The following is a 13,407-nucleotide window of genomic DNA, read 5'->3' on the forward strand; positions in this document are numbered from 1 at the left end:
GTCGCCCGAGCTAATCGACGATCCCGAGCGCCCGCATCTGCCCGATCGTCTCCAGGAGCTTGGGGCCGGTCTGGCGCCGCAGCACCGTCTCGGTCATCAGGAAGGCCGGGCCGCTCACGTTCACCGCGAAGATGCCCCGCGCGCCGGGGCTGTGCACCGGCGCCGCCACCGCGTTGATCTCCGGATGCCAGATGCCGATGCCGACGCAGAAGCCGTGCTCGGCCACCTCCGCGTCGCAGCGGGCGATCGTCGCCTCCAGGCGCGGCCAGTCGCTTCCCGCCTCCGCCCGCAGCCGCGCGATCAGGGGCGCGCGCTCGGCCTCGTCCAGGCCCGCCAGCGTCGCCATCCCCATGGCGCTGCGGGCGATCGGCAGGTGGAAGCCGACGTCCCGCGAGATCGTGATGGTCTGCCCGACGCCGCGCCAGAGCTGGATGTAGACGCTGTGGAGCCCGTCGAGGAGGCCGAGGGCGACGTGGGCCTGGACCGCGGTGGCGAGGTCCTGCAGGTAGCGCTTCGCCAGCTGCGGGAAGGAGTTCTGGCGCAGGAAGGCGGCCGAGAGCGCGAGGACGGACGGTCCCAGGCCGTAGCGCTCCCCGTCCTCGCCGTGGACGAGGTAGCCGAGCGTCAGCAGCGTGTGGGTGAGCCGCGACACGGTCGGCTTCGGCAGGCCCGTGCGCTCCGCGATCTCGCGGTTGCCGAGCAGCTCGGCCGCGTCCCGGAAGGCGCGCAGCACCTGCAGGCCGCGCGCGAGCGCCGTCACGAACTGGCGGTCGCCCTCCTCCCCGTCGCCGAGGGCGGGATCGCGCCACGCCGCCGCGCGGCCGCGCGGCGTTCCTCCACTCGTCGCCAGCGCCTCTGCCATCCCGACGCCACTCCGTCCCGGCCGCGCGCGGCCTCGCCGGGACCCTGCCTCCCGGCCCGCCTCGCGGCAAGTCGTTTCGCGATGCGGATCGCTATTTCGCCGCTTGACCGGCCCGGGACCTGCGGGCAGGGTTCGGGCGTTCGGGCGGTGCGCCCGCCGAAAGGCGGCGGACCGGCCGCGCGACCGCGCCGGCGATCCGGCGGCGACGCCGAACACGGCGCGCCCGCACGCAATGAACAGGTCATCCGGAGGAGGAAACGGTGTCGAGATCGATCGCACGCGCGGGGCTGGCCGGCACGGTGCTGGCAGGGATCCTCGCGCTCGGAGCCGGGGCGGCCGCGGCGGCGCCCGCCACCCTCAAGATCGCCTTCATCGATCCCCTGTCGGGTGGCGGCGCCAGCACCGGCGAGGCCGGACTCAAGACCTTCCAGTATATGGCGGAGCAGAACAACGCCAAGAATGCGGACCTGAAGCTCGAAGTGCAGGGCTACGACAACAAGCTCAACCCGCAAGAGAGCCTCGTCCAGCTGCAGAAGGCCATCGATTCCGGCGCACGCGTGGTGGTGCAAGGGAACGGCTCCAGCGTCGCCTCGGCGATCGTCGATTTCGTCAACAAGTACAACGACCGCAATCCCGGCAAGGAGATCATCTATCTCAACTATGCCGCGGTCGATCCGGTTCTGACCAATGCCAAATGCAGCTATTGGCATTTTCGCTTCGATGCCAATTCCGACATCAAGATGAATGCCTTGACGAATTTCATCAAGGACAAACCGGAGATCAAGAAGGTCTACCTGATCAATCAGGATTACTCGTTCGGGCAGGCGGTGCGCAGCGCCGCCCGGACGATGCTGAAGGCCAAACGGCCCGACATCCAGATCGTCGGCGACGAGGTCGCACCGCTGCAGAAGGTCAACGACTTCTCGCCCTACGTCGCGAAGGTGAAGGCCTCCGGCGCCGACACGGTGATCACCGGCAACTGGGGTCAGGACATGTCGCTGCTGTTCAAGGCGGCGGCCGATGCCGGGCTCCAGGCGAATTTCTACACCTATTACGGCGGCGGCGCCGGGGCGCCGACCGCGATCAAGCAGGCGAACCTGAGCGACCGGGTGTTTCAGGTGGCGGAGGGCTACGCCAACATCCCCTATCCGCCGGGCCACGATTTCGAGAAGGCCTACCGGGCGCGGAACGGGCAGGAACTGACCTATCCGCGCGTCGTCAATCTGATGACCGCTTTGGCCAAGGCCGCGTCCGAGGCGAAGTCGACCGACCCCAAGGCCATCGCGAAGATGATGGAGTCGATCCACAACGACACGCTCTACGGCCAGGACAGCTTCATGCGGCCTGACGACCACCAGCTGTTCCAGCCGATCTACATCTCGCAATTCGGGCCGATCGACGCTGGCAAGCAGTTCGACAGCGAGAATACCGGCTGGGGCTGGAAGGCCGCGGGCGAGATCTCGGCCAAGGACACGCTGCTGCCGACCACCTGCAAGATGGACCGGCCGAGCTGAGGACGAAGGCGCGGCGCACCCGCCCCGCCTCCGGGCGCATGCGACCCGGAAAACCAGCACAGCATACCGCGAGGCGACCGCTTCCCAGCACCGTTGCCGGCATGCGGAGCCGCTTCGCGGCGAGCCCGTGCGCTGGTTCCCGGATCGCCTTCCCCAGCCGGGACAGTCGTTCGGGAGAGGAGGGCGCCTGACGCCTCACCGCCGGACCACACGATGACGACTCGCAACGAACCGCCCTCACCGGAGACCGCCCGTTGCTCGAACTCCTGATCGTGTCGACGCTGAACGGCCTGCTCTACGGCATGCTGCTGTTCCTGATGGCGAGCGGGCTGACGCTCATCTTCAGCATGATGGGCGTCCTGAACTTCGCGCATGCGAGCTTCTACATGCTCGGCGCGTTCTTCGGCTATCAGATCAGCCGCTTCACCGGGTTCTGGGTCGGGCTCGTGGTCGCCCCCGTCCTGGTGGGCGGCATCGGCGCGCTGATCGAGCGCTACGGCCTGCGCCCCGTCCACCGCCACGGCCACGTCCCGGAGCTGCTCTTCACCTTCGGCCTCGCCTACGTGATCGAGGAGGTGGTGCAGATGGTCTGGGGCAAGCTGCCGGTCGACTACCGGGTGCCGGCCATCCTGGACTTCCCCGCCTTCACGGTCTTCGACACCAACTACCCCGCCTACAAGCTGTTCATGCTCGTCGTGGCGGTGGCGATCTTCGCCGGCCTGCTGCTCGTGCTGACCCGCACCCGGGTCGGTCTGATCATCCAGGCGGCGCTGACCCACCCGAACATGGTGGGGATGCTCGGGCACGACGTCGCCAAGGTGTTCATGCTGGTCTTCGGCATCGGCACCGGGCTCGCGGCGGTGGCGGGCGTCATCGCCGGTCCGTCCCTGGTCACGCAGGCCAACATGGCGGGCCTCCTCGGTCCGATCCTGTTCGTGGTGGTGGTGGTGGGCGGGCTCGGCTCGCTCACTGGCGCCTTCCTGGCCTCCCTGCTGATCGGGCTGATCCAGACCTTCGCGGTCTCCCTCGACGTGTCCGTGGCGAGCCTCGCCCAGGCGATGGGCGTGAGCTTCGCCCCGCAGGGCGGGGTGCTCGGCGACCTCTGGACGGTGACGATCGCCCAGGTCGGGCCGGTGATCCCCTACCTCCTGCTCGTGGTCGTGCTGATCGTCCGGCCGACCGGGCTCCTCGGGAACCGCGAAGCATGACGGACCTCGCCGAACGGGCGCCCGCCTCCGACTGGACCGCCGCCGCGCCGGCCCGCACGGTGCCGCCCCGGGCGTCCGGCCTCGCGGCCCGGATCCTGCCCTGGCTCGCCGGCGCGGCGATCCTCGTCGCCGCGCCGCACGTCTTCACCGGCGGCGCCGCGCTCACGATGCTGAGCCTGATGGGCATCGGCATCGTGTTCGCCCTGTCCTACAACATGCTGCTCGGGCAGACCGGGCTCCTGTCCTTCGGACACGCGGTCTATTACGGGCTCGGCGCCTTCGCGACCGTGCATGCCATGAACGCCGTCACGGCCGCCCGCCTGCCGGTGCCGCTGCCGGCGATGCCCCTCGTCGGCGCCGTCACGGGCCTCGCCTTCGGCCTCTTGTTCGGCTCCGTCTCGACGCGCCGCGCCGGCACCGTCTTCGCGATGATCTCGCTCGGCCTCGCCGAACTCGTCGCCTCGGGCTCGCATATCCTGGGAAGCGTCTTCGGCGGCGAGGAGGGCGTCACCACCAACCGCACCAAGCTCCTGCGCCTGTTCGACCTGAATTTCGGCCCGCAGATCCAGGTCTACTACCTGATCGCCGGCTGGTGCCTGCTCTGCGCGCTGCTGATGTACGGCATCACACGGACGCCGCTGGGGCGCCTGTGCAACGCCGTGCGCGAGAATCCGGAGCGGGTCGAGTTCATCGGCTACGAGCCGCAGACCATCCGGCTCGTCGCCTTCTGCCTCTCGGCCGGCTTCGCGGGCGTCGCGGGCGCGCTGGCGGCGATCAACTTCGAGATCGTCAACGTCTCGTATCTCGGCCTCAACCAGTCGGGCGCGGTGCTGCTCGCCGCCTTCATCGGCGGAGTCGGCCACTTCGTCGGGCCGGTGATCGGCGCGATCGTCGTCACGCTGCTGCAGGTCTCGCTCTCCGACCTGACCGAGGTCTGGCAGCTCTATTTCGGGCTCTTGTTCATCGCCATCGTGATGTTCGCGCCCGGGGGGCTGGCGGGCCTCGCGCTGATGCACGGCCCCCTGATCCGGGCCGGAACCGCCCATCGGCTGCTGCCGGCCTACGCGCTGGCGCTGCCGCCGGCCCTGCTCCTCGGGCTCGGGCTGATCGCCCTCATCGAGATGAGCTTCCACGCCCTGGTGAAGGCCGGGGAGGGGAGCGTCCTGGTGCTGTTCGGCCTCTCCCTCGACCTCGCGACGCCGCTGCCGTGGCTGGTGGCGGGCGCGGCGCTGATCGGCGGGATCCTCGGCCTGCGCTTCGCCGCGCCCCGCGTCGCCGCGGCCTGGCACGCCGCGTCCCCGGACGCCCAGGAGACGTCGTCCCGATGACCGTGCCGGCCCTCGCCCTCACGGGCATCACCAAGTCCTTCGGGGCGACGCAGATCATCGCCGGCGTCGACCTCGCCGTGCCGGCGGGCGAGCGCCACGCGATCATCGGGCCGAACGGCGCCGGGAAGTCGACCCTGTTCAACCTGATCAGCGGGCGCCTCGCGCCCACGAGCGGCACGATCCGCCTGGAGGGGGAGGACATCACCGGGGCGCGGCCCGCCGCGATCAACCGGCGCGGCCTCGCGCGCAGCTTCCAGGTCACCAACATCTTCCCGAAGCTGAGCGTCTGGGAGAACGTGCGCTGCGCGGTGCTGCGGGCGCGGGGCGTCGGCCCCTGGTTCTGGCGCAGCGTCGAGCGCCTGCCGGGCATCGCCGAGCGCACCGCCGAGATCCTCGACAGCATCCGCCTCGGGCACCGGGCCGCGATGCCGGCCGGAATGCTGGCCTACGCGGAGCAGCGGGCGCTGGAGATCGGCGTCAGCCTCGCGAGCGACGCCCGGGTCATCCTCCTCGACGAGCCGATGGCCGGCATGAGCCACAGCGAGAGCGAGCACGCCACCGCGCTGATCCGCGAGGTCACGGTCGGGCGCACCCTGCTGATGGTCGAGCATGACATGGCGGTGGTGTTCGGCCTCGCCGACCGGGTCTCGGTGCTGGTCTACGGCCGCCTCATCGCCACCGACACGCCCGCGCGGATCCGTGAGAACCGCGCCGTCCAGGAAGCCTATCTGGGAGTCGCCGCCGCATGAGCGCCGCCGTCGCGATGCCGGCGCCCGCCCCGGCCCTCCTGGAGGTCGAGGACCTGCACGCCTATTACGGCAAGAGCCACATCCTGCAGGGGGTGAACTTCACGGTCGGCGCGGGCGAGATCGTCTCGATCCTCGGCCGCAACGGCGTCGGCCGCTCGACGACCCTCAAGGCGGTGATGGGGGACGTGCGGCCCCACGGCACGATCCGCTTCAAGGGCCGGCCGATCGCGGGCCTCAAGCCCCACCTCGTCGCCCGCCGCGGCCTCGGCTACGTGCCGGAGGAGAGGGCGATCTTCCCCAAGCTCACGGTGCGCCAGAACCTCGCGCTCGGCGAGAAGGCCGGCTCGGGCGCCCGCTGGACCCTCGACGACATCTTCCGTCTGTTCCCGCGGCTGCAGGAGCGCATCGACACGCTCGGCGGCGTGCTCTCGGGGGGCGAGCAGCAGATGCTCACCATCTGCCGCACCCTGATGGGCAACCCTGACCTCGTGATGATCGACGAGCCGACCGAGGGGCTCTCGCCCCAGATGGTGGCGCGCGTCGGCGACCTCATCGCGGAGATCGCCGCCCGCGGCGTCGCCGTCCTGCTCGTCGAGCAGAAACTGACCATCGCCCTCAGGCTCTCGCAGCGGCTCTACGTCATGGGCCACGGCCGCGTGGTCTTCGAGGGCACCCCCGCCGCCCTGATGGCGGCGGAGGCCGTGCGGCGGGAGTGGCTGGAGGTGTGATTCGGGATCCGCTCGCCTCCGTTCAGGCTCCCCTTTTCCGGACGACTGAAGCGACAGCGGAAGGAGATCCGGAATCCAGATGATGAACTGCCGCGAAGCGGCTCCGGATCTCAGCAACGTTGCTGACATACGGCGCTTCGCAGCGTCTTGCGCTGGTTTCCGGACCTCCTTCCGCTGACGCTTCAGTCGTCCGGAAAAGGGGAGTTTGATGGAGACCGGCGCGCTCTCTGACCGCCGAGCGGGCCGGCTTCTATCGAGTCCTCAGCGGACGCCGAGCAGCTCCACGTCGAAGATCAGCGTGGCGTTCGGCGGGATCACCCCGCCGGCGCCGCGCGCCCCGTAGCCGAGGTCCGGCGGGATGACGAGGGTGCGCTTGCCGCCGACCTTCATGGTCGAGAGGCCCTCGTCCCAGCCCTTGATCACCTGGCCGGTGCCGACCGCGAAGTCGAGCGGCTGGCCGCGATCGACCGAGCTGTCGAACTTCTTGCCCTTCTTGCCCTTGTCGTCGAGCCAGCCGGTGTAGTGGACGCTGACCTTCTGGCCGGCCTGCGGCTGGGCGCCGGTGCCGACGACGTCGTCCTTGTACTTGAGGCCCGACGGCGTGGTCGCGAAGTCGGCGGAGGAGGCGGCAGTACTCATGGCGATCAACACGGCTCCGGCACGAAGGAAGGAAGTGAGGCGCATCGTCAGAATGGTGACCTCGTCTCGCGTCTGGGGGGCCGGGTTAGCACGCCGGCCGCCGGAAGCCGAGAGGGGGCGGGCGGTCAGGCCCGCGGCAGCGCCTCGGGATCGACCGGCTCCCCGTGCGCCCAGCGCAGGATCAGGTCGCGCACCTCCTCGGGCGTCGCGAGGCGGCGCTGCGCGATCGTCTCGCCGCCGCCGACCCGGACGCTGATCCCGCCATCCGCGTTCACGGTGGCGAAGGCCTTCTCGTCGGTGAGGTCGTCGCCGAGGAAGAGCGCGCGGCGGCCCGCGTAGGGCGGTGCCTCCTGGAAGCTGCGGATCGCGTGGCCCTTGGTGGCGCTCGCCGGCAGGATCTCGCCCACCGCCTTGCCCAACTGCAGCCGGTAGGCCTCGCCGAGGTCGGCCGCGATCCGCCGGACGGCCTGCTGCGCCGCTTCGGCCGCCGCCGGTGCGGCGAGGCGCCAGTGCACGGCGACCGAGCAGCCCTTGTCCTCGATCAGGACCGCGTCGAGGTCCGCCGTCGCCCGCTGCAGCCGCGCGACCCCGTCCCGCAGGGCGGGATGCGCGGCGGGATCGCCGCCCGTCGCCCGGTCCCCGCGGCGCAGCTCGACCCCGTGCAGACCGCCGACGTCGAAGCGCTCGGGCGCCAGGAACCCGTCGATGGTGGCGATCGGCCGGCCGGTCACGATGGCCAGCGCCCCGCCGAGCCGCGCCCGCAGCCGCGCCAGGGCGTGGGGCAGGGCCGGCGGCACCACCACGGCGTCGGGCCTCGGGGCGATGTCGACGAGGGTGCCGTCGAAATCGAGGAACAGCGCGTGGGCGGTGTCGGTCACGGGAACGGCCCTCCGAGGCGGCGACGCATCCTGGCCGCCGCGGCGGGAGGGCCGGCGGCGGACGCGCGCATAGATCGGCAGGGCGGCCCGAAACGCAATGGTGCGGAGCGTCATCGAAGCATCGCCGCGGGGCCTTATGGCGGCCTCCATCGCGGAGGATGGTCCATGCGGCGGCGAAACGTGCTCCTCATCGTGGTCGATCAGTGGCGCGCCGACCACGTGCCGCATCTCCTGCGGGCGCGGGGGCGCGTGCCCCACCTGCGCACGCCGAATCTCGACCGCCTCTGCGGCGAGGGCGTCACCTTCGCGGAGCACGTGACGGCCTGCGTGCCCTGCGGCCCGGCGCGGGCGAGCCTGCTCACCGGCCTCTACCTCATGAACCACCGGGCGGTGCAGAACACCGTCCCGCTCGACGGCCGGCACTTCAATCTCGGCAAGGCGTTGCGGGGCATCGGCTACGATCCGGCGCTGATCGGCTACACCACGACGGCGCCCGACCCGCGCGGCACCAGCCCGAACGACCCGCGCTTCCTGGTGCTGGGCGACCTGATGGACGGTTTCCGCTCCGTCGGGGCCTTCGAGCCAAACATGGACGGGTATTTCGGCTGGGTGGAGCAGAACGGCTTTCCCCTGCCGCCGCGGCGCGAGGATATCTGGCTGCCGGACGGCGTGGACGCGGTGCCGGGCGCCACGGACCGGCCGGCGCGCATCCCGCGGGACCTCTCCGACAGCGCCTTCTTCACCGAACGGGCGTTGACCTACCTGAAGGGCCGGGCGGGCAAGCCGTTCTTCCTGCATCTCGGCTATTACCGGCCGCACCCGCCCTTCGTGGCCCCCGCGCCCTACCACGCCGTGTACCGGCCGGAGGACATGCCGGCGCCGTTGCGCGCCGAGAGCCCGGAGGCCGAGGCGGCGCTGCACCCGCTCCTCAGGTTCTACATCGACTCGATCCGCCGCGGCTCCTTCTTCTACGGAGCGGAGGGGAGCGGCTCCACCCTCGACGAGGGCGAGATCCGGCAGATGCGGGCGACCTATTGCGGCCTGATCACCGAGATCGACGACTGCCTGGGCCGGGTCTTCGCCTATCTCGACGAGACGGGACAGTGGGAGGACACGCTCGTGGTGTTCACGAGCGACCACGGCGAGCAGCTCGGCGACCACCACCTCCTCGGCAAGATCGGCTTCCACGACGAGAGCTTCCGCATCCCGCTGGTGATCAAGGATCCGGCCCGGACGGACCGGGCGGGCGCGGTCGAGCACGCCTTCACGGAGAGCGTCGACGTGATGCCGACGATCCTCGACTGGCTCGGCGGCGAGATCCCGCGCGCCTGCGACGGCCGCTCGCTCCTGCCCTTCGTCGCGGGGGAGCGCCCGGCCGATTGGCGGAGCGAACTCCACTACGAGTACGATTTCCGCGACGTACACTATTCGCGGCCGGAGGCGGCGCTCGGGCTCGACATGGACCGGTCGAGCCTCTGCGTGGTGCAGGATTCGCGCTACAAATACGTGCACTTCGCCGCGCTGCCGCCGCTTTTCTTCGATCTCGCCGCCGATCCGGGCCAGTTCCGCAATCTCGCGGACGACCCGGCCTGCGCGGCTTTGGTTCGCGACTACGCGCAGAAGGCCCTGTCCTGGCGGCTCTCCCACGCGGACCGGACCCTGACGCATTACCGCAGCACGCCGCGGGGGCTGGAGGAGCGCCGCGGCGGCGAGGCGGTGCTGCTGACGACCCGCCGCGCCGCGGACGGGCCGGCCTGAAACCCGAGGGCCCGGCGGGCATCGTGCCGCGGGGCGCGGGATCGGCGGCTGCCGCATCCTCTCGCCGGGAGGAACCTCGCATGCGTCCGCAGCCGATCGCCCCCGCTCCGGGTCAGGAGAGCGTCTGGGATTACCCGCGCCCGCCGCGGCTGGAGCCCGTGGCGGAGCGCCTCGCGGTCGTCCTGGGCGGGATCACCATCGCCGAGACCCGCGCCGGCTTCCGCGTGCTCGAGACGAGCCATCCACCGACCTACTACGTCCCGCCCGACGCGATCCTGGCCGGCGTTCTCGGACCCGCACGCCCGGCGAGCGTCTGCGAGTGGAAGGGCCGTGCGCTCCTGTACGACGTTGCGGCAGGCGGGCGCATCGCGGCGGGCGCCGCCTGGGCCTATCCGGACCCGACCCCGGCCTTCGCGCCGATCGCCCGTTACGTGGCCTTCTACGCCGGTCCGATGGACGCTTGCTTCGTCGGGGACGAGCAGGTCACCCCTCAGCCAGGCGGCTTCTACGGCGGCTGGATCACCCGCTCCGTGGTCGGCCCGTTCAAGGGCGGCCCGGGGACGATGGGCTGGTGAGCGGGCGCCCTGCGCAGCGCGGCTCTCCGGAGAAATGCCGGGCGATCGCGTGCATGACGTCGCGAGGCGCATCGACGCCTTTGTCCCGGGGGGCGGCAGTTCTCGTCCCGCTCGGCGGTCATGAGGCAAAGCGTAGATCCCCGCTCCGTGGCAGAAAATCCTTCTCCTCATGCTGAGGTGCGACCGCAGGGAGCCTCGAAGCACCCCAGAACGCAGATCCAAGACGCCATCGCCTCGGACGAAATGTTCCGGAGTGCTTCGAGGCTCCCTGCGGTCGCACCTCAGCATGAGGAGGGATGTGTCTTCCACATCCGCTCAGCTGATGAACCGCCTGGAAAGACGGGTGCGCGCGGCACCTGAGCGGAAGCGGGGCAGGGCTGAGGAGTGGCACGCTCGTCTTCCATCGACCGGCCGATCGCTGGACGCCCCATCCGGCCGAGCTATTCTGCCGTTGCGTCAGCGCGGCCCGATCCAGGCCGAACGAGACCTCAGGACGATGGGCCGAGCCGGTGTGCCCCCGCGGGCGCTGCCCCCCGCAGGTCCGATGCAGGAGACGATCATGAGCCACCCCCGGCCCCTCAGAGTCGCGGTGATCGGGCGCGGTCTCGTCGGGTCGGCCGCCGCGCGGCACCTGAGCAAGCGCGGTCACGCCGTCGCGCTAGTCGGTCCCGACGAGCCCGCCGACATCTCCCGCCACGACGGCGTGTTCGGCAGTCACTACGATGAGGGCCGCATCGCGCGGCAGTTCGATTCCCATCCGTTCTGGCTGAAGGCCAACGTGGCCGCCATCGCGCGCTACGGGGAGATCGCCCAGGAGAGCGGCGTGGGCTTCTATCGCGAGGTCGGCGCGCTCCATGTCGGCCCCGCGGACCGTGCCGACGTGACGGCCGTGGGGGAGGTCTGCGCCGCGGCCGGGATCCCGTGCGAGCGCTACGACGCGTCGGGGCTCGCCGAACGATTTCCGTTCCTGCGATCGACCGATGGGATGGCGGGCACGTTCGAGCCGCGCCGGGCCGGGCATATCAGCCCGCGCCGCCTCGTCCGGGCGCAGACGATTGCCGCGGAGCGGGCGGGGGCGCGGATCATCGACGAGCCCGCCCTGGGGCTCTCGGAGAGCGGGACGGGCGTGACCATCCGCACGCGCTCCGGCAGCGTCGAGGCCGACCGCGTCCTCGTGGCGGCGGGAGGCCACGCGCCGTCGCTGCTCGGGCGATCCTTCGATGTCATGGTGTATGCGCGGACCGTGGCCCTGTTCCGCCTCGGGGCCGGGGAGGTGCGGCGCCTCGCCGGCATGCCGTCGATGCGCTGCCTCGGACCTATGGGCCGCGATCCCTACATCCTGCCGCCGATTCCCTACCCGGACGGGCACAGCTGGCTGAAGCTGGGGGCGACCCCGTCGATCTCCCGCTGGAGAGCGAGGCGGACATCAAGGACTGGTTCCGCTCGGGCGGCTCGGTTTCGGTCGCCGACGGGCTCCAGGAGCAGATCCTCGACAGGATCCGCGACCTCACCTTCGAGGAACGCCGCGTCGTGCCGTGCATGACCAGCTTCGGAACCACGGGCCTGCCCTGCATCGGCCCGGTCTCGGAGCGGATCGCCGTCGCCTTCGGATGCTACGGCAAGAGTGCCAAGTGCTCCGACGAGCTGGGCCGGCTGGGCGGGATGGCGCTGCTCGGGGAGGCGCCGGCGGAGCTGGCGCCCTGATCGCCTTCGGCCGGGCGCCGCGCTCACGGAGCGGCGGAACGCGGTCCGTCCAGCACCGGCCAGGGCCTGGCCGCCTCGAAGGCCCGCGCCGCCGCCAGCACGCGGGCATCGCTGCGCATCGGTCCCACGATCTGCAGCCCGACAGGGAGACCGGCCGCGGTGAGGCCGCAGGGCACGCTCGCCGCCGGCTGCCCGGTGAGGTTGAACGGGTAGGAGAACGGCGTCCAGGTCAGCCAGTCGTCGCCGTAGGACCCGTCCGGCGGGGTCAGGTGCCCGACCGGGAGCGCCGGCACCGCCACGGCGGGCGTGAGCAGCAGGTCGTAGCGGGCGTGGAACCGCGCCATCGCCGTGAAGATGGCGGCCCGCGCGTTGAGCGCGGCGAGGAAGTCCGGCGCCGCGATCCGGCTCCCGCGCAGGGCGGCCTCGCGCAGGGCCGGCTCGATCGCCTCGCGCTCCGCCTCCGGGATGCCGCGCAGCACGCTCCAGGCGCCGACGAGCCAGATCCCGTTCAGCGTCTCGACCGGGTCGGCGAAGCCCGGATTCGCCTCTTCCACGATCGCCCCGAGATCCGCGAAGGCCGCCGCGCCTCGCGCCGCCAGTTCCGCCACCTCCGGGTCGACCCGCGCGGCGAAGCCGAGACGCGGGCTCCAGGCGACGCGCAGGCCCCGCACGCCCTCCTCCAGGGCGCCCGAGAAATCCGGCGGTTCTGCAAGGTCGGCCAGCATGTCGCGGTTGTCGGGCCGGGCGATCGCCCGCAGCATCAGGGCCGCGTCGCCCACGCGGCGGGCGAGCGGCCCCAGATGCGCCACGGGCCCGAACGGGGAGGGCGGGTAGGCGGGAACGCGGCCGTAGGTCGGCTTGAGACCGAACACGCCGCAGAAGGCGGCCGGGATCCGGATCGAGCCCGCGCCATCGGTGCCGAGATGGGCGATCCCGAGATCGAGCGCGGCCGCGGCGGCGGCCCCCGCCGAGGAGCCGCCGGTGGTGCGCGACAGGTCCCAGGGATTGCGGGTCGGGCCGGTGAGCGTCGAATCGCCGAGGCCCTTCCAGCCGAATTCCGGCATCGTCGTCTTGCCGAGGGGGATCGCGCCCGCCTCCAGCAGGCGGTCGACCGCCGGGGCGTTCTCGGTGAGCGGCGCGGTCGCGGAGGTGCGCGAGCCGCGGCGCATCGGGTGCCCGGCCCAGGCGATGTTGTCCTTGATGGTCACCGGCATGCCGTCGAGGGGGCCGAGCGGCGTGCCGGCCCGCCAGCGCGCCTCCGACTCCGTCGCCCGCGCCAGCGCCGCCTCGGCATCCACCAGGATGAAGGCGTTCACGGCCGGATCCTGCGCGGCGATCCGCGCCAGGGCGTCGGACACCGCCTCCCGCGGCGACAGGCTGCCGGCGCGGTAATGCGCGGCGAGCCCCGCCCCGTCGAGCTGCCGGATCTCCTTCATGGGCCTCTCCTCCTCACCGTCGGGGCCG

At 71.5% G+C, this 13,407-nt stretch carries 13 protein-coding genes; 9 read left to right on the forward strand and 4 right to left on the reverse strand.

All coding sequences use genetic code 11. The features are described 5' to 3' along the window. Positions 1-10 precede the first annotated feature (10 nt). Positions 11-862 (reverse strand): IclR family transcriptional regulator, encoded by an 852-nt coding sequence (locus tag ACW9J6_RS28495; RefSeq protein WP_457119721.1) that lies wholly within the window; start codon positions 860-862, stop codon positions 11-13. Positions 863-1,122: 260 nt separating this feature from the next. Here ACW9J6_RS28495 and ACW9J6_RS28500 point away from each other — a divergent pair, with 260 nt between their 5' ends. The 5 genes from ACW9J6_RS28500 (at position 1,123) to ACW9J6_RS28520 (ending at position 6,389) form a co-directional block, all read left to right on the forward strand. Further along, positions 1,123-2,376, forward strand: coding sequence for a branched-chain amino acid ABC transporter substrate-binding protein (locus tag ACW9J6_RS28500; RefSeq protein WP_457119722.1), 1,254 nt, complete (start codon positions 1,123-1,125; stop codon positions 2,374-2,376). A gap of 254 nt (positions 2,377-2,630) precedes the next feature. Beyond that, positions 2,631-3,584 (forward strand): branched-chain amino acid ABC transporter permease, encoded by a 954-nt coding sequence (locus ACW9J6_RS28505; RefSeq protein ID WP_457119723.1) that lies wholly within the window; start codon positions 2,631-2,633, stop codon positions 3,582-3,584. Then, positions 3,581-4,912, forward strand: a complete 1,332-nt coding sequence (locus tag ACW9J6_RS28510; protein ID WP_457119724.1) for a branched-chain amino acid ABC transporter permease — start codon at positions 3,581-3,583, stop codon at positions 4,910-4,912. The genes ACW9J6_RS28505 and ACW9J6_RS28510 overlap by 4 nt, the downstream gene beginning before the upstream one ends. Then, on the forward strand, positions 4,909-5,661 hold the full coding sequence (locus ACW9J6_RS28515) for an ABC transporter ATP-binding protein (protein ID WP_457119725.1): 753 nt from the start codon (positions 4,909-4,911) through the stop codon (positions 5,659-5,661). The genes ACW9J6_RS28510 and ACW9J6_RS28515 overlap by 4 nt, the downstream gene beginning before the upstream one ends. After that, a complete protein-coding gene (locus ACW9J6_RS28520) occupies positions 5,658-6,389 on the forward strand; it encodes an ABC transporter ATP-binding protein (RefSeq protein ID WP_457119726.1) in 732 nt (243 codons plus the stop codon). Before ACW9J6_RS28515 ends, ACW9J6_RS28520 begins: the two co-directional genes overlap by 4 nt. Positions 6,390-6,650: 261 nt before the next feature. On the opposite strand, the gene ACW9J6_RS28525 is transcribed toward ACW9J6_RS28520, so the two are convergent. Next, complete coding sequence (locus ACW9J6_RS28525) at positions 6,651-7,073, reverse strand: FKBP-type peptidyl-prolyl cis-trans isomerase (protein ID WP_457119727.1); 423 nt, start codon at positions 7,071-7,073, stop codon at positions 6,651-6,653. An 80-nt stretch (positions 7,074-7,153) separates the two neighbouring features. After that, positions 7,154-7,906, reverse strand: coding sequence for a trehalose-phosphatase (gene otsB / locus ACW9J6_RS28530; protein ID WP_457119728.1), 753 nt, complete (start codon positions 7,904-7,906; stop codon positions 7,154-7,156). 165 nt (positions 7,907-8,071) lie between these two features. On the opposite strand from otsB, the gene pehA reads away from it, so the two are divergent. The 4 genes from pehA to ACW9J6_RS28550 all read left to right on the forward strand — a co-directional run bounded on the left by pehA (position 8,072) and on the right by ACW9J6_RS28550 (position 11,943). Continuing rightward, a complete protein-coding gene (pehA, locus tag ACW9J6_RS28535) occupies positions 8,072-9,664 on the forward strand; it encodes a phosphoric/sulfuric ester hydrolase PehA (RefSeq protein ID WP_457119729.1) in 1,593 nt (530 codons plus the stop codon). 80 nt (positions 9,665-9,744) lie between these two features. Next, a complete protein-coding gene (locus ACW9J6_RS28540) occupies positions 9,745-10,239 on the forward strand; it encodes a DUF427 domain-containing protein (protein WP_457119730.1) in 495 nt (164 codons plus the stop codon). Between the two features lie 559 nt (positions 10,240-10,798). Continuing rightward, positions 10,799-11,782, forward strand: coding sequence for an NAD(P)/FAD-dependent oxidoreductase (locus ACW9J6_RS28545; protein ID WP_457119731.1), 984 nt, complete (start codon positions 10,799-10,801; stop codon positions 11,780-11,782). Then, on the forward strand, positions 11,779-11,943 hold the full coding sequence (locus tag ACW9J6_RS28550; RefSeq protein ID WP_457119732.1) for a hypothetical protein: 165 nt from the start codon (positions 11,779-11,781) through the stop codon (positions 11,941-11,943). Before ACW9J6_RS28545 ends, ACW9J6_RS28550 begins: the two co-directional genes overlap by 4 nt. Before the next feature lie 23 nt (positions 11,944-11,966). Here ACW9J6_RS28550 and ACW9J6_RS28555 read toward each other — a convergent pair whose 3' ends face one another. Next, the gene (locus ACW9J6_RS28555) at positions 11,967-13,379 is read right to left on the reverse strand and encodes an amidase (RefSeq protein ID WP_457119733.1); all 1,413 of its coding nucleotides are present in this window, start codon (positions 13,377-13,379) and stop codon (positions 11,967-11,969) included. Positions 13,380-13,407 lie beyond the last annotated feature (28 nt).

Source organism: Methylobacterium sp. JK268, from assembly GCF_054052225.1.